The organism is Cohnella panacarvi Gsoil 349 (assembly GCF_000515335.1).
Taxonomy (GTDB): domain Bacteria; phylum Bacillota; class Bacilli; order Paenibacillales; family Paenibacillaceae; genus Cohnella; species Cohnella panacarvi.
Genome location: NZ_KI911563.1, coordinates 1,192,952 through 1,214,053 on the forward strand (window position 1 = coordinate 1,192,952; position 21,102 = coordinate 1,214,053).

Below are 21,102 nucleotides of genomic sequence, written 5' to 3' on the forward strand. Positions count from 1 at the left end.
AATCTCGTCGGGCTCGACCTATCTCGCTCTTACTCTTCTTCCCGCAGCAGCGACGCCGACAGCTCCATCGCTTGACGAATCCATTCGGCTCTCTCTCCGTGGCTCCTCGAATCGATCCAATTACGCAGGCTCGGATGCTTCCGCAGCGAGTCCAGCGACTCCTTGAACAGCTTCGATGAACGCTCCTCGTCCTCCGAAGCTTCCAAGCCTGCTCGCAGCAACTCGCCGACGAACCCGTCCTCTTCCGCCCCGGCCTCGAGTCTTGTCATGCCGCTGGTCCGTACCGCGAGCGACTCCGGCCACAACCAATCGCCATCCGCCCCTTCCGGCAAACCGATCCAATCCCGAAGCTCCGTCAGCCATTCTTCGGCAACCGAAGGCTCGAGCAGCCGCTCGTGAAGCGCGCCTCGGCCTTCCAGCCTAATCCGAGCGACGACGGGACGTCCTTTCGACGACGCGCGCAGCCCGTCCACGGCCTCGAGCAGTTTCTCCTTCAACGCTTGCTCGCGCTCGATGCCTTCGATGGATACGACGGCTTCCTGCCATAACACGTCCGCAACGTCAAGGAATTTCATCTCCGCTTCTCCGGACGCGGAAACTTTGACGACATAAGCGCCTTTGCCATCCGTCTCGCGGATGCTTCGTCCCTGCAGGTTGCCCGGATAGACGACATGGGGATATTCGTGCATTACGCGCCGATGATGCACGTGCCCTAGCGCCCAATAGTCGAAGCCCGAGGCTACGAGCTCCTCCAGCCGGCAGGGCGCGTAGTTGTCGTGCGCGGGATCGCCGTCTACGTTGGCGTGAAGCACCGCGATATGAAACGAGGCGCCTTCCTTCTTCTGGAAACGAAGCGCCAGATTATCGGAAACCGCCGCGTGCGGATAGGAGATTCCGTACACATGCGCCGCAACCTCGCCGCCTCGCGTATGGGCGGGCAGACATCTCACCTCGTCCGCACCGAACACAAAAAAGCCCGGAGGCGGGTCCAGCTTCGCCTGGCGTCCGCTCTCCGGGTCGTGGTTGCCGTGAACGGCGAACACTTCGATGCCGTGCTCGGTTAGTTCCGCTATCGCGCGTTGCAGTCTCAACTGCGCGCGCAGCGAACGGTCGGCGGCGTCGTATAGGTCGCCCGAGAGGACGATGAAGTCGGCTTTCTCCCGCTTCGCGGCTTCCACCAGTCTCCGCAGCGCGACGAACGTCGCTTCGCGCAGCCGCTCGCGAACCGTCTCGGGCGACTTGGCTAAACTTCTAAAGGGGCTGCCTAGATGCAAATCCGCCGCATGAATGAACGTAAAAGGTACCATCGCAGCTCCGTTGCCCCCTTGTCGTTATCCGGTCGTCTCTTGCTGGAACGACGTATAAATCCGTTTCAATTGGCCGATGACGCGGTTAAGCGAATACGTCTTCACCGCTTTGTTCCAACCGGCTCTTGCCATTTCGTATCGGAAATGCGGGTCGTTAATGACTTTCTCGAGCGCGTCCGCGAGCTTAACCGGGTCCTCGGGCGGCACGAGCAGCCCGTTGACGCCGTCCTGGATCTGCTCGGCGATCCCGCCTACGTTCGTGCCGACAAGCGCAAGCAAGCAAAGCGCGGCTTCCGCGAATACCGAACCGAAAGACTCCGCGCGGGACGGCAGCACGAACACGTCGAAGAACGGAATCATCTCTTCCGGGTGCAGCATGTAACCGTAAAATATCGTGTCGTCGTATATGCCGAGTTGCTGGGACAGCTTCTCGAGCTCTTCCCGGGCCGGTCCGTCTCCGATAAGGTGCAAGACGAACGGAAGACCCCGCTTTCTCAGCTCCGCGCAAGCCTTCAGCAGAATATCCAAGCCTTTCGCGGGGATGAGCCGGCAGACGGACACGAGCTGCGTCACGGCGTTGTCGTGCGGTATCGGTTTGAAGCGCCGTTCGTCGTAGCCGTTCGGAATGACCTCGATCCGCTCCGGGTGCTTCATGTAGCCGCCCATATACTGGGCGAACGATTTGGATACCGTCAGCATGCGATCCATCTTGTGCTCCAGTTCGCCGTAGATCGACGTCAAGAACCGATGCTCCGGCCCGCCTTCGGCAATTCTGCCGTTCAGGATAAGCTCCTTCTCGAAACTAGAGTGTACGGTCATCAGAATCGGCGTATCCGTGAAAGCAATCTTCATCGCAAGCGCAGCGATCGGATGATGCGCGTGAATCAAGTCGTATTGCTGATTGGAGAGACGCAGCTTCACCCACCATACGTAATCCTTATACGTCTGAATATATTTATCCACGATCGGATGGCCCGCGTACTGTTTCCAATCGAACGTCTCGAACTCGATCTCTTCGTTGCCTTTGTTGCGGATTCGTTTCGGCAGCGAGAATAGCTCCATCTCCCAGCCTAGCTTACGGAACCGCTCCCCGATGTGGGGCACCATGGACGAGACGCCTCCCGGCTGTTCGGGGGGGAAAAATAGCGCCTGTAGGATGTTCAACGGCGATTCCTCCTTTTTCGCTTGTCTATACGATTTCTAGGGCTAATTCCCTATCTACTTTCTCTTTCAGAACCTCTAAAATAGTTTATTATAGAAACACATGTTCTGCAACAAGCTTTCAAGTATTATGGACGACCCTAAAGGAGCCGCCTATGGACCAACCCATGCGTACGATCGACATCTCAGGCCAGTTTTTCACGTCGGCAATCACTGTCGTTATCGTCGGCCTCATGCTTTTCATGTCCTACCGGCTGCAAGGCAGCAACCGCAGGCAAGCTTTCCGGTCGTTGCTCGTTTCGCTCGTCATTATACTGATCTACAACCTGCTTCAGCTCGCGATTGCGATAGATGCCGCCGAGCAGACCGCATGGATATTTTTCGGCGGGAAGCTACTACAAGTATATGCGTTCATCGTCATCAATTTCGCGGTATTCGAGCTGTACCATCGCCGCAGGCCGCGGACACGCCTCTGGTTCTTCGGCTTGCTCGTCCTCGCTACGCTGATCGGGTTCGCGGACTTCATGCCCGACGCTCCGGCGTACGCATCCGACTTGCCGGTCGACTTGCGTTCCACGCCCGTCCTGGACGGATATATGCTGCTCTTGTCTCCGCTGTTCGCGCTTATGTTCGCGCCGGTCATCGGACAGCCCCGCAAATATTTGGCGTCTCTATTCATCGCGTTCGGATCGCAGCTGATGGCGATCATCGGCACGTTCGGCTTCTCCGAAGCCCGAAGCTACGATTCATTCACCGGGTTTCTGACGGTCGTCTACTACTGCCTGCTGTTCATCTTGCTGTTCGAGCGCGTCGTCGAGCTGCTCCAATCCGTCTACCGCTCTTCGATTACGGACGGCCTAACGAATTTATACAATCGCCGTTATTTCATGGGCAAGCTGGAGCAGCTCGTTCGCTCCGGCCGGCCGCACGGCGTCATCTTCTGCGATATCGACAATTTCAAGCGTCTGAACGATACGCACGGGCATCATAAGGCCGATCTTGTGCTCAAGCAGGTGGCGGCGATTCTGACCGAGGAAACCGAAGGCGTCGGCCTTGCGGGACGATACGGCGGCGAGGAGCTCGTCGCGATCGTCGCGGGACCGATGAACGCGCTGCTCTCCGCTGCCGAATCGATTCGCGCCCGCACGGAGAAGGAAAGCCTCGTCACGATCAGCGTCGGCGTTCGTTTCTACGAGCCGAATGCGACTGCAGAGACGCTGATGAAGGACGCGGACCAAGCGATGTATTACAGCAAGACGAACGGCAAAAACCGCGTCACCGATTTCGCGAAGCTGAAGGGTTCGGACCGCGCCACGACGGGATAATGCCTCCGCCCATGGCGGTTGCCCAAAATCAAATGCCACGGGGTAAATGTCCAATCGGCAACCCGCCTTCTTCATACTATAAGTGTAGACCGAGGCAAGGGACACCCCCCAAGGGAACCTGAACCCCGGCAACCTACAACATTATGTTCATGAAGGAGGAGTTTGCATGTCCGGTGTAGTCGGCGGTTACTATGCATCGGCAGCCTTCGTGCTGGTCCTGTTCATTCTGCTTGTCATCATCCTCAAAGCAGGTTACTGAGTTCGGGGTAAAACTCCGACCAACCTTGCTTGAAGCAAGTCCGGCGCGCGCTGGCTTGCTTTTTTTTATGGCCGCGCGGACAAGCCTTCCTTCCGGTAGCTGCGCAGGCTGTCCACTTCTTGTTCGCTCAGCTCCCGCCACTGCCCCGGCGCCAAGGCGGCGTCCAGCGTAAGCGGACCCATGGAGACTCGACGAAGATACAGCACCTTTTTGCCTACGGCTTCGAACATTCTTTTCACTTGATGAAATTTGCCTTCGTTGATCGTTAGTTCGATCCAACTTAGCGGTTGCTCCGTATAATCGGGTGTAAGATTGCGACGCGCGAGCCGAGCCGCCGCCCTCAGCTCCTCGCCGGACGGATCGGAATCGGAGGTGGATGCTTCAAGAGCCTCGCTGGCGTCCGAGGCAGCAGCCAATACTTGTAACTGCGCCGGCATCGTTACATAACCGTCGTCCAGCGTTACGCCTTGCCCGAAAGCCGCGGCATCCGAAGCGTCTACGTCCCCCGCTACGAGCGCGCGATACGTCTTCGGAACGTGTTTCTTCGGCGACAACAGCTCATGAGCCAGCTTGCCGTCATTCGTCAGCAGAAGCAGGCCTTCGGTATCTTTATCGAGCCGGCCTACCGGAAAAGGCGATAGCACCGTCACGTCCGGGTCGAGCAGATCGAGCACGGTGCGATCGCGGTTATCTTCGGTCGCCGACACGACGCCCGCCGGTTTATGCAGCATGACGTAGACGGTGTCCCGGTAGGCAATCGTCTCGCCGTCAAGCGCCACGGAGTCGGCATGCGGATTGATTTGCATGCCCGGATCTTTGGCGCGCTGGCCGTTCACGGTTACGGCGCCTTGCTTCACAAGCAGCTTGATGCCGCTTCTCGTGCCGTATCCGAGGTTGCCTAGCATTTTATCGAGTCTGATCGTTGATTTCATTCGGGCACTCACCTCTGTATCTTCCCAACGCGAAGTTGGGGCAGTTTCATGTCAAAGTAACTCGTCCCATTTTGATACCTAGCAAGATCAAGTATAATGTAAAAAAGATGGAGGCGCTTGTCCATGCCGCTTCGTCCATAATCATACCGTGTAGATGGGGGTACAACTGATGAAAGCTAAAAATTTATCGATTTTCTTTGGCATTCTTATCGTTCTTATCGTAGGCTTGGTCGTGATCAACAATTTGGGAAAAGATACCGTGTACGGCATGCCGTCCAATAAACTGTATCCGGAAACCCGGGAGCTGCTGAAGGACCCGAACTATAACAATATTATCATTCCGGACGACTTGGATCAGATGATCGCGGACAAGAAGAGCTTTTTCGTCTATTATTTCTCCGCGACGTGTCCTCATTGCAAATGGACGACGCCTCAACTGAAGCCGCTCGCGGACGAGCTTGGCATTAACATGCACCAGTTCAACCTGCTCGAGTTCCAGAATTATTTCGGTCGCATGAACATCCAAGCAACGCCTACGCTCGTCTACTACAAGGACGGAGTCGAGGCGGACAGAATGCAAGGCGGCTTGAAGGAAGGGAACGCCGACGGTTACACGCTCGACGACTTCCGGGAATTTTTCAACGAGCATAAGCCGGACGGCAACGATTGACCCGCTCCGGGCAAGGAAGGAGGTAACGAATGATGAAAGCCAAGTGGTTATTGGCACTGCCTGCTGCGGTGCTGACGTGCGGCATCGTTCTGGTCGCTTGCGGCGGCGGAAGCGGCGGGGACTCGCATGAGGCGCATGCGCACAACGGCGAGAAATGGGAGCTCAAAGCGTCGTACGCGGAGCTTCCCGCCTTCCTTGGCAATTTCACGGACCGCACGAAGCATCTGTATTCGATCGTCGGAGATTACGAGGCGATTATGAAGACGGTTCATTGCTACTGCGGTTGCATGGAATACGAGGACGATGCGCATGATTCGCTCTACCGCTGCTATGTGGCAAGCAAGTCCGGGGAAGGCGTCACTTGGACCGACCATAGCGCTTTATGCGGAATGTGCACCGATGAATTGGCCGATATTGAAAAATGGTCTAAAGAGGGCAAGTCGGCCGACGAGATTAACCAGTTGATCGAAGAACATTACAACCCAAACTATAACGCGTAACTGAAAAAGGAACGAGGGCGATCGATCGCTTCTCGTTCCTTTTCTTGTGCGCTTTATATCGGTATCCCCCTCGCTCAGGAGTCCGCCGCACTACCGCCGTCTCGCTGCTTTAGAGGTCAATGCGACCTCTATTTCGCCGCACTACCGCTGTCTCGCTGCTTTAGAGGTCAATGTGACCTCTATTTCGCCGCACCACCGCCGTCTCGCTGCTTTAGAGGTCAATGTGACCTCTATTTCGCCGCACCACCGCCGTTTCGCTGCTTTAGAGGTCAATGTGACCTCTATTTCGCCGCACCACCGCCGTCTCGCTGCTTTAGAGGTCAATGTGACCTCTATTTCGCCGCACCACCGCCGTCTCGCTGCTTTAGAGGTCAATGTGACCTCTATTTCGCCGCACTACCGCCGTCTCGCTGCTTTAGAGGTCAATACGACCTCTATTACGCCGCACTACCCGCTGTCTTGCTGCTTTAGAGGTCAATGCGACCTCTAAAGCGCTCCTGAGCGAAGGGGATATCGTTGTAATGGCGCTACAGGACACGATCGCCGGCGTCGCTCTCTGAGCGTCCTCGCGTTTCCCACGCGGCAACGTCCCCGACGAGCTGCTCGTCCAATACGACCAGCTCGAACGCTTGGAACGTGGCGTCCGCTGGCCTTGCCGCCAACGCAGCGAGAGAAGCGGCCAAATCCGCCCGCAACCGTGCGAGATCGAGTCCTAACCCCACATCCGCATAAGCGCACAGCTTAGCGAGCGCCGCCTCCATCAGCTTCACCGCGCCCGTAAAGTTGTCGTTGTGCCAGTGGTGAAGACCGACTGCCGCTTGCAGAAGCCCCTGCAGGAGCGGATGGCGGCCTTCCTCCAACCACAGCTCCTCCATCACTTCATGGCACTCGAAATAATCCCGTTCCGTATTGAAATAGGAGATAAACGCCAGATAGCGCTCATCTCCCTTAACCGACGCAAGTCCGCGCACGTCTCTCCCCATGCAGCTTCCCGCCTCTCTAGGCTCAGCTCTGTCCGCTCTTGCCGGCACGGTCGAGCGCAGCTTGGATTTCCGAGGACAGCTCCTTGATCCCCCATACGTCGTCTTGCTCCCAAAGCTCGTTGAACCGGAGCTGGAACTGCGCCGCCTCCCGCACCCTGCGGAAAAAATACAGCTCCTGGATGGAATTCAACACTTTATGGACGATAATCGAGCTTTCCTCGAAGTCTTGCTGGGCTTCGACGATCTCCTGCCGAATGCTGGACATTTCCAGGTCGAGCTGCGTCGCGGCTTCAGCCGCTTTACGCAGTCGTTCCCTCACATGCTCGGGCAATTGATCCTTATATTTATAGTTCAGCGAATGCTCGATCGTCGCCCAGAAATTCATGCCCAGCGTGCGGATTTGGATCTCCGCGAGCACGGGCTTCGAACCGAGCGACGTCTGCACCGGATATTCCACGATCAGATGGTAGCTGCGATAGCCGCTATCTTTGAAGTTCGTAATGTAATCCTTCTCGTAGACGAGCACAAGGTCTTTACGTTGGCGGATGAGATCGGCCACCCGATAAATATCGTCGACGAACTGGCACATAATCCGTATGCCCGCGATATCCTCGATGCCGAGCTCGATGCGATCGAGCGGAACGGACAGCTTGCGAGCTTTTTGCAGAATGCTCGATATACGCTTGACGCGGCCCGTGACGAACTCGATCGGAGCATACTCGTCTCGCGCTTTAAGCTCGGAACGCAGCGATTTCAACTTCACCTTCAGCTCTTCTACCGCCTGCTGATAAGGTAGCAGAAACTTCCCCCAGTCTCTTCCATCCATCATCGGCACCTCCTTTCCTTCTGCAACGCGGCTGCTCGACCGCAGCGACGAAGCGTTACCGATGATCGGCACCCACGGCTTGGGATATTCGCGAGAAACCGTCCTGCTTCAGACGCTTTAACAGGCCTTGCTGAATCGACTTCAGAACGCCTGGCCCTCTATAGATGAGCGCCGTATACACTTCTACAAGGCTCGCGCCCGCCCGGATTTTATCGTAAGCGTCGTCCGCCGTGAAGATGCCGCCCGATCCGATAATCGGCAGCTTGCCTTTCGTTAATGCGTAAATCGTCCGGATCACTTCGGTTGAACGCTCGGTCAGAGGACGCCCGCTCATGCCGCCCGTCTCGTCTTTGTTCGCATGCGTAAGCCCGTCGCGGCCGATCGTCGTATTCGTGGCGATAATGCCCGACATGCCGCTCAACTGAATCGCCTCGGCCATGTAAGCAAGCTGTTCGTCCGTATTGTCCGGAGCGATCTTGACCAGGATCGGTTTTGGCAGACCGCCGTGACGCTCCGCTTGCTTCTCCATCTCGTCCTTAACCGCATCGAGCAACATGCGAAGCTCGTCGCCATGCTGAAGCGCGCGAAGGTCCGGCGTGTTCGGCGAGCTGATGTTCACGACGAAAAAATCGCCATGAAGATACAACTTCCGCACGCACTCGCGATAATCGTCCGCCGCGTTCTCGTTAGGCGTAACTTTATTTTTCCCGATGTTGACCGCGAGCGGAATGCGGCGTTTCGGCAGCTTCGCCAGCCGTTCCGCCATCGCGTCGGCTCCTTCGTTGTTGAAGCCCATCCGGTTGATCAGCGCTTCGTCCGGCGGCAGGCGGAACAGCCGCGGCAGCTCGTTGCCGGCTTGCGCCTTCGGCGTTACCGTCCCGACCTCCATGAACGACAAGCCGACACGCGAGAACCCGGTTACCGCCTTCGCGTTTTTGTCCAATCCGGCAGCAAGGCCGACGGGATGAGCGAAATGCAGCCCGAACAAATCGACGGAGAGCTCCGGCTTAACGCTCGTCCCCCAGATCGCGGAGAGCAGCGCGGGTACGCCCGGCACTTTGGCCGCGGTCCCCATACCGTCGATAATCAGATGATGCGCGGCTTCGGGGTCCATGCGGAATAAGAACGATTTGGCCATTTTGTACAACAACGAATTCAACGTCCCTTCAATCATCAATGATAAGTAGCGCGTAATATGAACATCCATTGGGATATAAGAACAAAACCTTCGGCTACCAGTTTAGCCTTTTCCCAGGAAAAAGAAAAGGGCGTTACGCCCATTCGCCCGAACTCGGTTATCCGTCTTTGATAATTGCGAGGATTACGCGGGCTTGTCTGGCAATTTACGCCGAAAACGATTACAATGAGGGCATAGAAATTGAATCACTCGAGGAGAGGTTGATGAACGATGAGCGCAACCAAGAAGAGAGCCCCCGTGAATCCACGTGCCAAGCAAAAAGAGACCGTGAACAAGAAGGCTCTTATTTGGATAGGCGTATGCTTCGCGGTTATCGTAGCGGTAATGGCCGTTCTGTTGATCGTGAATCCGTAATCTCAATCTAGCCAGACATAGATTTTATGGGGGTTTGTCTCGTCCTTCGCGTTGCTGAGCTTGAACCGCTCGGCCGGCGCGCGAAGTTCGTTAGGCAAGCCCCCTTGCGTTATCGTAACAGGCGTTCCGATCGGCACGAGATCGAACAGCTCCTCGATATCTTCCTTCTTCATCCTCACGCAGCCCAGCGATTCGTCTTTCCCTATACTGCCCGGTTTGTCCGTTCCATGAATGCCGTAATCGCCGTCCGATAACGTCATGCCGCGGCTGCCGAATGTGCCTTGATCGGTTCCGTTCGGGTTCCGAACCTTCTCCGTAATGACGAAGCTGCCTTCCGGCGTTCGAATTCCGCCAAGACCGACTTCGTAATTCCTCACAATGACGTCGCCGCTGACGATCGCGAGCCGGTGGCTCGTCTTGTCAACGATAACGGCTAGCGGTTGTTGCGTGATCGGCTCGATTGCTCCCGCAGGCGTTCCCATTCCGGCCAGCGGTCCGGTTACCGTCGGCCAGCCGACGGACGTCGGCAATTTGCCGTCCTTCGGATTCGTCAGCTCGCCTACCACTTCTTCGAACCAAGGCGTCATCTCCTCGCTCCAGCCCGCGATCGTGTTGTTCGGGTAATCGCCATTCAGCGCTTCCGGATTAGCCGGCCACGTTCCCGTCCGCTCCTTGTAACGCACGATCGCTGACCGCATCGCGAGCTTGCTCTCTTGAAGCGGCTTCCACTCCTGGATTCTCTTCTGCGCGGAACTCGGATCTTGCGGTTTGCAATTGCACCATTTGGCATCATGCCAATTGACGCCGGCGGAACCGAGCTTGTCGTCGACGGCGACGGTCGCCAGCGGTTTGCCGCTCTTCACCCAATCGTTCCACTTGCCAAGCGACGCTGCCTGAACAAGCATTCTAGCGTCGTTATTCCTAGATGGCAGCAGCAATGCGCCGAGTGCCGTCTGGCCGTCCTTAAGCGGATCACTCGCCGCCGAAACGGCGCCTAATGGCGCGTCTACCAGGGCGATGATCGGCGATGGAAAAGGCGGATCTTTCAGAACCGCCTCCACGGAAGGCGAAGGGGTACCGATCGTATCCGCCGGTTGCTCCTGATTCGCCGCTTCCGATTGTTTATGTTCCCGCGCAATCGCATAAACTCCAAGTCCGATCGCGCCGATGAGCACGGTGAATACGGCCGTCCATATCCAGAACGCCTTGCGCTGTGTATTCGAATCGTTCTTCGGTTCTGGAAGCGACGGCGCGGGTTTTCCCTCGAACGCCGTATAAATATCTCCAGCTTGCCCGAAGCAATAGGTCGCCTTTGCGATATCGCCTTTGCCCTCGTATTGCTTGCCAAGCAAATACCAAGCCATGCGGCTGTCCTCGTGCTTCAATAAATACTCCTTCAGCGGAAAAGCATCATCCACGTCGGGCACGTTATCGTAGAAATGCTGGATTTGCTGTTCGATTCGTTTTTCTTTGTTCACCGTTACTTGCACGCTCCTTGCGATGCACAACTCTATATAGGTTTTATCGGTCATATCGGCAATAGAATGAAGAAAGCCCCGTCCTAATCGGCTAACCGATTAGGACGGGGCTGGCTTGGGGCGATTAATTGAATTGCTTGTCGCGAATGACGACGATTTGAAGCTTGTCGTCCCATTGAATGTCGTACCCGCTCTCTTCCGCGAAGAAACGAACCGGAATGAACAGACGGTCATTTGTCTGCACGGTAGCCGAGTTAAGAGTTACCTGCGTCGCGACGCCGTCCACGGTTTTCGTGACTGTCTTCATATTCTTCTTGATCGTATATACGGTGTTGCCTTTCGTTAACGTACCGGTTTGCGCTTTGTCGTCATAATCAACCGCATAGCCAAGCGCCGTTCCTACGCTGCGAATCGGGAGCAAGACCGCGCCTGGAGACATGATCGCCGGCACATCGGTTGTCAGAAGTTCGCCGTTAAGCAACACTTTGATCGACTTGTCGGTCGGCAAGGATGCCGGGGCCGCGTACTTCTGAAGGACGCGGATTTTGTTGCTATTCTGGTCGATAACGACGAGGCGGCCATCCGTCAGGATCGTAACGTCTGTCGGATTGTCGAATTGAGCATTCGCGGATACGCCATCCGAAGTTCCGACCTCCGTCGCAATACCGGCCAATGTGCCGACTTGTCCATTTTTCAATGTACGAATCGCATGGTTCAACTTATCCGCGATAATCAACGTGCCGTCCGGGGCGATAGTCAAGCCTTCCGGCGCGTTGAAGCGAGCTTTCAACGCTTCACCGTCTATATAGTCGCCTTCAACGTACTGAAGCTGCTTGTCCAGGTCGCCGCCGCCCGCAACCGTGCTTACGGTGCCTGCCGCGAAATCGATATAGCGAATCCGTTGATTACCGCGATCGCTTACGTACAGATTGCCTTTCGAATCAAGCGCGAGACCGGTAGGTTCATTGAATTGAGCGGACGCGATCGGACCGTCCTTGAAGCTGCCCGAGTACTCTACCGCACCCGGGAAATATTCGAACGGCCGGTTCGAATCCGCCGTCAATGTCGTAACTTTACCGTCCGAAGCGACTTTACGGATCGCATGGTTCAACGTATCCGCTACGTACACCGTCCCGTCTTTGGCTACCGCAACGTCGGACGGATGATCGAAGCTTGCCGCCGCGCCGATTCCGTCATCCGAACCGAGTTTCCCGCTTCCCGCCAGTGTCGATACTTTGCCGTCTTTCGTAATGACGCGAATCGCGTTATTCTCGGAGTCCGCTACATAGATAGAGCCTTTCGAATCGATCGCCAACCCGGCCGGGTGCTCGAACGCGGATTTCAGCAGTACGTCATCGTTGAAACCGCCGATCGGATTGTTGGCTTCGTCTTGGCCGAGGTCAAGACCGGCGTAAGTATCCGTTCTGGCAGCCGTTACGACCCGAATCAGATGGTTCTCATAGTCGGATACGAGAAGTCTGCCGTCCGGCAACGCCACCGCCGAGTAGGGCTGGAAAAACGTAGCGTCCTTGTTCGCGCCGTTCGCATGACCGAGTTCCGATTTGCCCGCGATCGTACGCACTTCATACAGCTTGGGCGACGTCGACCAACCGTAATCCGCGGAAGCGGCGGAGGCGATGCTTGGAACCGCGAGCACCAACGTTAATCCTAGCCCCGCGACGAAACTTTTCTTCAACCGGAATTTATACATGTTTGCTAGCCCCTTTGAAAGATATCTTAATGATTAACGATAGTATTGTTGGTCGATTACAGTGGTTACCTTATAATTGGTTATCGTATCTCTAACAACAACGTAATATTGGCCATACAGAGATTCGTCTAAGAAATAAGATCCGTCCGATATAGGGGGTACCGCATTGCCAAACCTGTCGAATACGCCGACGATTTCTTTGTCCATCCCGACAGATGCAGAATTTATCGTTACATCTTCATCAGTAATGACATATAGATCGCCTTCGTATGTTAATCCGTCCACTTTGAACTCGTCAAAGTCTATATTAAATCCGTTATAAATAATGAACTTATATGGCGAATAGGTATGATCCGGCTCCTCAATACTGGTTACATTAACATTCAACAGGTATTCGCCGGGAGCATCCATGTATGTCGCCATAACCACACTGACATCTTCGGTATCGATAAGCTGGATTTGTCCGTCAGCGCTTGAGCCGCTTATCGCTAATTCACCGAATGTAACAAACTCGATCTCAGGCTCATGCGCAAGAGCATGGATAACCCATGTTCGATCGCCTACGTACCAATCTTGCAATCCGCTATCCATACCAAGCGCATAGTCAAATAACTTGAGAGGATCGTTTCTATGAATGTTCAGGACGTAGCGATGCTCGTTTATATCGCCACCATATCCGACATACAAGATGAATCGGTTATCCCCTTGCTGCAATCGATCGCATTCGTCCGACTCACCGCATACACTCGACCAATCCCCAGGGACATACGTCCATTCCCGTTCATCCCATATTCCTCCAAGAGGGAAGTAGCCCTCTTCTGTTTCTCCATTGAAATCCATGTCGAGTCGCTTTGTAGAGAAAGAAACTTCGGTATATTGCTCCCCGTTCTGATTGCCGAAACGTACATACGGACCTTCGCTGTGATCCTCTCGGAATTCGAAGTTGTCGTAGAAGAACTGTTCCCAGTCCGGCTCGGCGACATGATTGAGCAGATCGAAATAAAGACTCGTATTCCCCATGGATAGTACAAAGCTATAAACTTCACCTTCAACCAGATTTCGAGCGGTTAACCCTGCTATCTCTATCTCCTCGTTATTCTCGCTATAGTAATGAAGCATTGCTCCTTCAACCGCCGAACCATTGTAGGTCGGGTTGAACGCGATCTCGCTCACCGCGGCGGCTGTCGCCTTCGCTCTAAAATGACCATTCCCCAGAGGCTCCCAGGTCAAGCTTCCGCCGTCGGTCGTCGTCGTGAAATTGTAGCCTTCCGGCAAGGAAGGTTTGATCACATAAAGCGTGAATCGTTTCGTGTTCGCGGAAGTCGCAATCTGACCGTGCGGTTTCACTTCGATCGCAATTTCATTGCGGGCGCGGGTTAAATCATACTCGGTATAGTATTCATCGTAGGAGTAAGGTTTGCCGTTAACCGAAATTTTCACGTCATAATCGGCGAACGCAGCCGCTTTCTCAAGCGATAGCTCAACGTAATTGATCGATGATGGGAGCTCGTACTCGTACGAGCTTCCTACGCTTCCTAACGGAACATCGAAATCAACATTAGTTGGAGGTAATGAGCTGTACCCTTCCGATTCCGGATAAATCTTATAGGTGACTCTCAAGGATTGCAGCGGATTCGTATAGGGCTCGCTGCTAGGCGACCCGCTCGGAGATCCACCACCGCCGCCGCCCGTATTGACCTCGCTTGGCGCAGGAGTTTGACCTTGCGATAGATTTTGCTTATTCTCCTGCAGGCGTTTCTTGCCGGCCTCGTCCAACTGCGACTCGTATTTACTGTACGCTTGTTCTTGCTTCTTCTTAATCGCTTCCTCGGCTGCTTTCTTCTGCTCTTCCTGCTTCTGCTTAATCTTCTCCATCAGTTCTTTGTTGCGCGCTTCAGCCTCTTCTTGCAATTTTTTCTCTGCCGCTTCCTTCGCTTGCCTCTGGACTTCGCGTTGAATCTCTTGCTTCCGTCTCTCCTCGACGGTGAGCTGCAATTCCTTAATGCTTAGATCGATCTTCTTTCCTAAGGATCTAAGCAATTCTTCCTGAATACGATCGATCGCCGCCTGTTGGATGAGCTGCGCCGCAATGGCTTGATTGACGATTACGGACACCAGATTATCGATATTATTCTGCATCCGCTCTAAATCCGACTGCTGAACGGCCAAATCTTGAACGTACTGGGACATCAATCTGTCATTCTCTTGCTGGATTTCACTGCTTGCCCGGAGCATCGCTTCGATCAATGCGGATCCTGCCCGGTTGACCAAATCCGCTGGATCGACCGGCGCAGCCAAGTTATTATTCGGCAGCCCCGTTCCGCCAGTCAACGTGAGTATCGACTGACTCGGATAAATCAACTGCGGAGTCGGCGGAACAGCCCCGCCAGGTACCGGGGGAGTCATCGATACGATCCCGCCGGCAACGCTAAGCCGCGTGCTTCCCGTCAGCGGGTCGACGACCGTCATGAAATGCGTTCCCCGCACGCCCATGACCGCGGTCGGAGTCTCGAGCATGAATTGATCGTCCTTGCTTGCGATCGACTTGACGTCGACCCATGCGGAGCCGCTCCACATGCTGACTTTCGTCGTCGTACCTTTTTTATTGGACAGCTTCGAGAACGTTAGCTTCGTATTGTCGCCGACCGTCATTTTATCGTCTTCGGACGTCCCGTTGGCGAATTGAAGCACGGCGGAGCCGCCGCTGCCTACGGATAGGACATCACCCTCGTTGAGGCTCATCTTGGCGAACGCCGTGAACTCCTTGGAGCCGCCTGCTTTCTTCACCTTAGCGGTGCCCTTCAATTCTTTAATGACGGCCACCCGCGTCGAGGCGGCGGAAGTCTCGTTCGCCCACGCGCCGAGAAGCGGAACGACGACGAGCAGTAAAGCGAGCAGTCTGATTAAATGTTGTCGCATGAATAAGTCTCCTCTCATTTTTCGATAATGCCAAGAACTTCGTATACTTTGATCGGATGGGATTTGCCTTTGAACATGCGGTCCTCGCCCTCGTCGAAGAGGAAGTGCGCCTTGGTCTTCTCGTACACTTGCTCCGAGACGTGGACTTGTCCCTTCTTCGTCTGCGATTCGATCCGCGCCGCGATGTTGACGTTGTCGCCGATCGCCGTATAATCCACCCGCAGGTATGAACCGATGTTGCCGACAACGACGTTACCGGTATGGATTCCGATTCCGACGTTAACTTCGCAGCCGTATCTCTCCATAATCTCGTCGCGGATTTTCTTCATGCCCTGCTGAATCTCGTAAGCCGTCTTGACGGCCATCCGCTCATGCTCCGCGACGTTCAGCGGGGCGTTGAACAAGATCATCGCGGCGTCGCCGATAAATTTGTCGATCGTGCCTTCGTTCCTAAGCGTCGTCTCCGTGATCATGTTGAACATCGTATTGAGCGTATCTACGAGCTCCGGCGGAGTCAGCTTCTCCGACAACGGCGTAAAGCCGCGGATATCGAGGAATAAAATCGTAATATGCTTCAAGTCGCCGCCGAGCTCGATATCGATGTCTTTATCTACGATCTGCTTAACGAGATCCGGAGAGATATACCGTCCGAATTGGCGCGTGACGAAACTTTTCTGCACGCTATCCAGATAGGATTTCAGAGATACGTTCGCCAAGTAAGCCAAGATCATCGCCAACATGGCGTTCACGATATTAAAGTGAAGCTTAGACGCGTCATAGACGGCATATTGACCATAGAGGACGCCCAACGCCACGACGATAAAGATGAGGAACGAGTACACGTTCTTCAGCTTCCACGGCAACCAGATGAACAATGCGAACAAGATCAGCGCGAGCAACAGCTCGGCCCAGTCCGGCGCGTACGACACGTTCGTGCCGTTCAACAACTGGTTAGCGATATTGGCATGCGTATAGACGAGTTTAATGTTCTTCTCGATCGGCGTAGCCCCGGTATCCTGTCCGCCGTCGCTCGATAGACCGACCGCCGTAAACCCGATGAACACGATCGAATCCTTGAACATGTCCGGAGGTATCGCGCCTTCCATGACATCGATGAAAGGGATCGACATGAGGTCGTCCGTCTCCAGCTGATAATCGATCGTGATCGTATTCTTCGCGACGGGATCGTCGCTCTTCTTCGGGTCGGTCATATCGTCGTACTTGCTTAGATCGACCCCGGCCATCTCGACCGCTTTATAAGCAAGCGACGGGATGACCTCGCCGTCCGGGCCGCGCATTTTCAACCACGTCTGGCGTATGACGTTGTCCGGGCTGACGACGCGGTTGATGTGCGCCTGCTGCACGAGTTCGGCGAACAGCTCGTAAGGCTTGAGCACGGACCCCGCTTGAATCAGCTCGTCGCGTTTGGCGATGGACGAGTTGCTTAATACGTCATTGTTCGTCATATTGCCTACTACCGGCATAATAACGTTCGGATAAGCGGCCAACGCTTCGGCGAACGCCATGTCGCTGTCCGGATTGATGCTCGGCTCGCTGAAAATCACATCGAACGCAATCGCTTTCGGAAGGTTGCCTTCCTGATTCATGTTGGCCAGCAGTTGCGCGTATACGGCGCGATCCCATGGGAACTGGCCAAGCGCCGCGATCGAAGATTCGTCGATCGTCACGACGACGATCCGCGAGTCGGGCACGCCGGTTTTCGCCCGCTCCATGTTGAAATCCCCGAGCAAATTATCGATCTTGAGCAACGTGTGCGAGTGATATACGAAGTAAACCGCGATCAACAGAATCACGTTAAGTACGATGGCAATGCGTTTAATCTTTTCCTTCACAAGTAATCCCGCCCGATCTATGAAAATCGTTCCAGTATCCTTTTTATTATAGCTTAGGTAGGAAGATTTTTGTTGATTAATGTCCAAAAAATGACTAACATGACGAGCGTCATGAAAATGAAAAACAAAAAAAGCTCTTTCCTAGGACTTACCGCCTAAGAAAGAGCTTCGCTTAACGCGTCAGCGATGTTGATCTTACATATTAAACGGAGAATCCGCTACCTTGATGGAATCGGTAGGGCAGCCGTCCGCAGCGTCTTGAAGATCGTCGTACAGGTTCTCGGGAATTTCCGAATTGCCGTGATTTCCATCGCCGGCATAGATCACTTCTGCAAGACCTTCATCATCGTAGTCGTAGATGTCGGGTGCCGTTGCGCCGCAAGCGCCGCAAGCAATACAGGTGTCTTTATCTACATAAGTAAATTTGGCCATGGAATAACCTCCTATTATCAAACGACTCTTGCCATAAGTAGTCCATCTACAGTCCAATATAATACAAAACGATGGCGAGATCAAACAAAATTACAGAACGGTTCCATCGCTTTCCGTTCTTAATAATCATTCTCATCGCGAGAATGATCGCCGCGTAAAAAATCTTTCTGAAGCGACGTTCCTCTGCGCTGTTTGTTGCGGATCAAAGACGACGGGTCATCCCCCAGCATGCCCGCCGTCAGCACGGCGTTCTCCCCGTATTTGTTCCTTAGTTTATCCATCGCGACAGTCAATTTATCTTGCTTCGGTTGACGTTCGAACGAGAACAGATCGAGCTGAACCGGCGTTGCGTCCTTGGCCGATAACGATTGCAGCGTCACCCCGAGCAGCCGCACGGGATTGCCGGGGCCCCAATGGTCGTCCATCAATCGGCACGCCGTCTGATAGACGACCTGAGCATCGTCCGTCGCCTCGGCCATTGTCGTCGCCCTCGTGATCGTTCTCATGTCCGGGTCGCGGATCGTAATTTGCACGGCCTTGCATATCATGCCCTGATGGCGCAATCTTCTCGTCGTCTGGTCCGCAAGATTGAGCAATACGCGATGGAATTGTTCTCTCTCCAATATATTCGCCGGAAGCGTAGTCGTGTGCCCGACCGATTTGGGCGCTTCCGAAATCGGTTCGACCGGCGATTCGTCTATCCCGTAGGCCGCGCGCTTCATCCAAGCTCCGTAGACACCGAACCGTTCTTCGAGCATTCGTTCGTCCGCCGCCGCAAGCTGCCCGATCGTGTTAATGTTAAGCCTCTTCAGCTTCTCCGCGGTTTTGCCGCCGATCCCGTACAGCGTCTGGCAAGGTTTATCCCAGAGCAGCGCCGGCACATCGCGTTTGCGCAGTACGGTGACCGCGTCAGGCTTGCGCATGTCCGAGGCCATCTTGGCCAGCAGCTTGTTCGGCGCGATTCCGATCGAACACGGCAGAGAGAGCTCTTCCTTCACCCGGCGGCGGATCGTCTCGGCGATTTCGAGCGGCGTGCCGAATTGCGAGCTGCCCGTAATGTCGAGATAACATTCGTCGATCGACACCGGCTCCACGAGCGGCGTATAATTGCCCGCGATTCTCATGAAACCTTTGCTATATCGGCGATAGAGGTCGAAGTCCGGGGCGATCAGAATCAAGTCGGGACACAGACCCAGCGCCTGCCGCACGGTCATGCCGGTTCTTACTCCCCGCTCCCGGGCTTCATAGGAGCTAGTGACGAGAATGCCCTTGCGCAGTTCCACGCTTCCGGCGACGGCGGTCGGTTTGCCTTTGTACGTAGCGGGTTCCTCGGCTGAATGGACGGAGCAATAGAAAGCGTTCATATCGATATGCAGAATAATTCTTCGCTTCGTTTCGCCCATCGCCATCGCCCCCGTTCCGCGAAATTCTTTCCTATGCCGCTATTATACAAACGGATTGAAACCTGCGGCAAATATAGGCTATCGCCCTCTACATTTGGTTCAAGCCATGGTATAATAGTTTAACTGTTTTTTAACAAGGAGGCTTTACGTTTACGCATGTCTACACCCTTATGCATTTTCGATACGACCCTGCGCGACGGCACGCAAGGAGAAGGCATCAGCCTGACTGCGGAAGACAAAGTGAAGATCGCGCTCAAGCTTGACGCATTGGGCGTCCACTATATCGAAGGCGGCAACCCGGGCAGCAACAGCAAAGACATCGAATTTTTCAAGCGCGTCCGCGAGTTGAAGCTTCAATCGAAGCTGACGGCATTCGGCAGTACGCGCCGCAAGAACATCTCGTGCGATCAGGACGTTAATCTGAAGCATCTGATCGAATCCGGAGCGCAAGCGGCGAGTTTGGTCGGCAAAACATGGGATTTCCACGTACATACGGCGCTCCAGACGACGCTGGAGGAAAATCTCGCGATGATCTACGAATCGCTGGCTTTCCTTAACCGCGGCGGAATGGAGGCTCTGTTCGACGCGGAGCACTTCTTCGACGGGTACAAAGCGAATCCCGAATACGCGCTTGCCGCACTCCAGAAGGCGAAGGAAGCCGGAGCGGCATGGATCGTCCTGTGCGATACGAACGGCGGCACGCTCCCGAACGAAATCGCCGAGATCGTCTCCCGCGTTACATCGGTCATCGACGCTCCGATCGGCATTCACACGCACAACGATAGCGAGCTGGCCGTTGCCAACTCCCTCGCGGCCGTCACAGCCGGAGCGCGCCAAATCCAAGGCACGATCAACGGTTACGGTGAACGTTGCGGCAACGCGAATCTGTGCTCGATTCTACCGACTTTGCAACTTAAGATGGGCTATTCCTGCGTTAGCGGCGACCAATTGAAAATGCTGACGAACGTCGCCAGGTACGTTAGCGAAATCTCCAACGTTCACCTGCCGGTCAACCAGCCTTACGTCGGCACCGCGGCATTCGCGCATAAAGGCGGCATTCACGTATCTGCGATCCTGAAGGATTCGAAGACGTACGAGCATATCTCGCCCGATCTGGTCGGCAACAAGCAGCGCGTGCTAGTATCGGAGCTTGCGGGACAGAGCAATATTTTGTCCAAAGCGCAGGAGATGGGCCTCGACATTCAATCCGACGGCCTCAAGTCCCGCCAGGTCATCGACCGAATCAAAGAACTGGAGCACCAAGGCTATCAATTCGAAGGCGCGGACGCTTCGCTGGAACTGCTGCTCAGGGACGCGGCAGGCGTCGCCGAGCCGATGTTCACGATCGACAACATGAAAATCATCGTCGAAAACTCGAATAAGACGCTGAATACCGAAGCGATCGTAAAGCTTACGGTTGGCGGAGAACAAGTGTATACGGTGGCCGAAGGCAACGGACCGGTCAACGCGCTGGATAACGCCCTCCGCAAGGCCCTCATGCAATTCTATCCCGGCATCCGCGATATTCATCTTACGGATTACAAAGTACGCGTGCTGGACGAGAAGGACGCGACCGCGGCGAAAGTCCGCGTGCTGATCGAGTCGACTAACTTCAAGGACACATGGAGCACCGTCGGCGTGTCCTCCAACGTCATCGAAGCAAGCTGGGAAGCCCTCGTCGACAGTATCCGTTATGCGTTGCTCGGCATGGCCAAGGATGCATCCATGACCGCCGTCCCGCGCGAAACACTAGGGCTTATCAACCACTAAGCTACCCTCGTCGTACCGACA

General features: G+C 54.8%; 19 protein-coding genes. 7 read left to right on the forward strand and 12 right to left on the reverse strand.

Annotated elements, in window-relative coordinates:
- Positions 1-29: 29 nt before the first annotated feature.
- Together COHPA_RS0105695 and COHPA_RS0105700 are read right to left on the reverse strand one after the other, a co-directional pair.
- Entirely contained in the window at positions 30-1,307 is a 1,278-nt protein-coding gene (locus COHPA_RS0105695; protein ID WP_027085237.1) for a metallophosphoesterase family protein, read from the reverse strand.
- A 24-nt stretch (positions 1,308-1,331) separates the two neighbouring features.
- The gene (locus tag COHPA_RS0105700; protein WP_035119379.1) at positions 1,332-2,471 is read right to left on the reverse strand and encodes a glycosyltransferase family 4 protein; all 1,140 of its coding nucleotides are present in this window, start codon (positions 2,469-2,471) and stop codon (positions 1,332-1,334) included.
- A gap of 152 nt (positions 2,472-2,623) precedes the next feature.
- On the opposite strand from COHPA_RS0105700, the gene COHPA_RS0105705 reads away from it, so the two are divergent.
- On the forward strand, positions 2,624-3,793 hold the full coding sequence (locus COHPA_RS0105705; protein ID WP_027085239.1) for a GGDEF domain-containing protein: 1,170 nt from the start codon (positions 2,624-2,626) through the stop codon (positions 3,791-3,793).
- A 166-nt stretch (positions 3,794-3,959) separates the two neighbouring features.
- Positions 3,960-4,052 carry a sporulation protein YjcZ gene (locus COHPA_RS25455; protein ID WP_136368515.1) on the forward strand — a complete coding sequence of 31 codons (93 nt, stop codon included), beginning with the start codon at positions 3,960-3,962 and terminating at the stop codon, positions 4,050-4,052.
- Between the two features lie 65 nt (positions 4,053-4,117).
- Here the strand turns inward: COHPA_RS25455 and COHPA_RS0105715 are convergent, their stop codons facing one another.
- Positions 4,118-4,984 (reverse strand): pseudouridine synthase, encoded by an 867-nt coding sequence (locus COHPA_RS0105715; RefSeq protein ID WP_027085240.1) that lies wholly within the window; start codon positions 4,982-4,984, stop codon positions 4,118-4,120.
- A 169-nt stretch (positions 4,985-5,153) separates the two neighbouring features.
- Between COHPA_RS0105715 and COHPA_RS0105720 the strand changes: the two genes are divergently transcribed.
- From COHPA_RS0105720 to COHPA_RS25460, 3 genes are all read left to right on the forward strand, one after another.
- Positions 5,154-5,654: a thioredoxin family protein gene (locus tag COHPA_RS0105720; protein ID WP_027085241.1), complete on the forward strand. Its 501-nt coding sequence runs from the start codon at positions 5,154-5,156 to the stop codon at positions 5,652-5,654.
- A gap of 29 nt (positions 5,655-5,683) precedes the next feature.
- Positions 5,684-6,154, forward strand: coding sequence for a PCYCGC motif-containing (lipo)protein (locus COHPA_RS0105725; protein ID WP_027085242.1), 471 nt, complete (start codon positions 5,684-5,686; stop codon positions 6,152-6,154).
- Positions 6,155-6,326: 172 nt separating this feature from the next.
- Complete coding sequence (locus COHPA_RS25460; RefSeq protein WP_156926603.1) at positions 6,327-6,644, forward strand: hypothetical protein; 318 nt, start codon at positions 6,327-6,329, stop codon at positions 6,642-6,644.
- A 37-nt stretch (positions 6,645-6,681) separates the two neighbouring features.
- Here COHPA_RS25460 and COHPA_RS0105730 read toward each other — a convergent pair whose 3' ends face one another.
- Genes COHPA_RS0105730 through COHPA_RS0105740 form a run of 3 tightly spaced genes read right to left on the reverse strand, consistent with a single transcriptional unit; the run spans position 6,682 to position 9,113 of the window.
- Complete coding sequence (locus COHPA_RS0105730; protein ID WP_027085243.1) at positions 6,682-7,137, reverse strand: DUF309 domain-containing protein; 456 nt, start codon at positions 7,135-7,137, stop codon at positions 6,682-6,684.
- Positions 7,138-7,159: 22 nt separating this feature from the next.
- Positions 7,160-7,963 (reverse strand): GTP diphosphokinase, encoded by an 804-nt coding sequence (gene yjbM / locus COHPA_RS0105735; RefSeq protein WP_027085244.1) that lies wholly within the window; start codon positions 7,961-7,963, stop codon positions 7,160-7,162.
- 55 nt (positions 7,964-8,018) lie between these two features.
- Positions 8,019-9,113, reverse strand: coding sequence for a quinone-dependent dihydroorotate dehydrogenase (locus COHPA_RS0105740; RefSeq protein ID WP_211237870.1), 1,095 nt, complete (start codon positions 9,111-9,113; stop codon positions 8,019-8,021).
- Between the two features lie 258 nt (positions 9,114-9,371).
- Here COHPA_RS0105740 and COHPA_RS25795 point away from each other — a divergent pair, with 258 nt between their 5' ends.
- Entirely contained in the window at positions 9,372-9,515 is a 144-nt protein-coding gene (locus COHPA_RS25795; RefSeq protein WP_169733249.1) for a hypothetical protein, read from the forward strand.
- Positions 9,516-9,517: 2 nt separating this feature from the next.
- On the opposite strand, the gene COHPA_RS0105750 is transcribed toward COHPA_RS25795, so the two are convergent.
- The 6 genes from COHPA_RS0105750 to COHPA_RS0105775 form a co-directional block, all read right to left on the reverse strand.
- Positions 9,518-10,993 (reverse strand): L,D-transpeptidase, encoded by a 1,476-nt coding sequence (locus COHPA_RS0105750; protein WP_027085246.1) that lies wholly within the window; start codon positions 10,991-10,993, stop codon positions 9,518-9,520.
- A 124-nt stretch (positions 10,994-11,117) separates the two neighbouring features.
- A complete protein-coding gene (locus tag COHPA_RS0105755) occupies positions 11,118-12,704 on the reverse strand; it encodes an NHL domain-containing protein (protein WP_027085247.1) in 1,587 nt (528 codons plus the stop codon).
- Positions 12,705-12,737: 33 nt separating this feature from the next.
- Positions 12,738-15,623 (reverse strand): FecR domain-containing protein, encoded by a 2,886-nt coding sequence (locus tag COHPA_RS0105760; RefSeq protein WP_027085248.1) that lies wholly within the window; start codon positions 15,621-15,623, stop codon positions 12,738-12,740.
- 14 nt (positions 15,624-15,637) lie between these two features.
- A complete protein-coding gene (locus tag COHPA_RS0105765; protein ID WP_027085249.1) occupies positions 15,638-17,476 on the reverse strand; it encodes a CHASE2 domain-containing protein in 1,839 nt (612 codons plus the stop codon).
- A gap of 195 nt (positions 17,477-17,671) precedes the next feature.
- Positions 17,672-17,908 (reverse strand): ferredoxin, encoded by a 237-nt coding sequence (locus COHPA_RS0105770; protein ID WP_027085250.1) that lies wholly within the window; start codon positions 17,906-17,908, stop codon positions 17,672-17,674.
- 119 nt (positions 17,909-18,027) lie between these two features.
- On the reverse strand, positions 18,028-19,311 hold the full coding sequence (locus COHPA_RS0105775; RefSeq protein WP_027085251.1) for a DNA polymerase IV: 1,284 nt from the start codon (positions 19,309-19,311) through the stop codon (positions 18,028-18,030).
- Positions 19,312-19,467: 156 nt separating this feature from the next.
- On the opposite strand from COHPA_RS0105775, the gene cimA reads away from it, so the two are divergent.
- Positions 19,468-21,081: a citramalate synthase gene (gene cimA / locus COHPA_RS0105780; RefSeq protein WP_027085252.1), complete on the forward strand. Its 1,614-nt coding sequence runs from the start codon at positions 19,468-19,470 to the stop codon at positions 21,079-21,081.
- Positions 21,082-21,102: the final 21 nt, after the last annotated feature.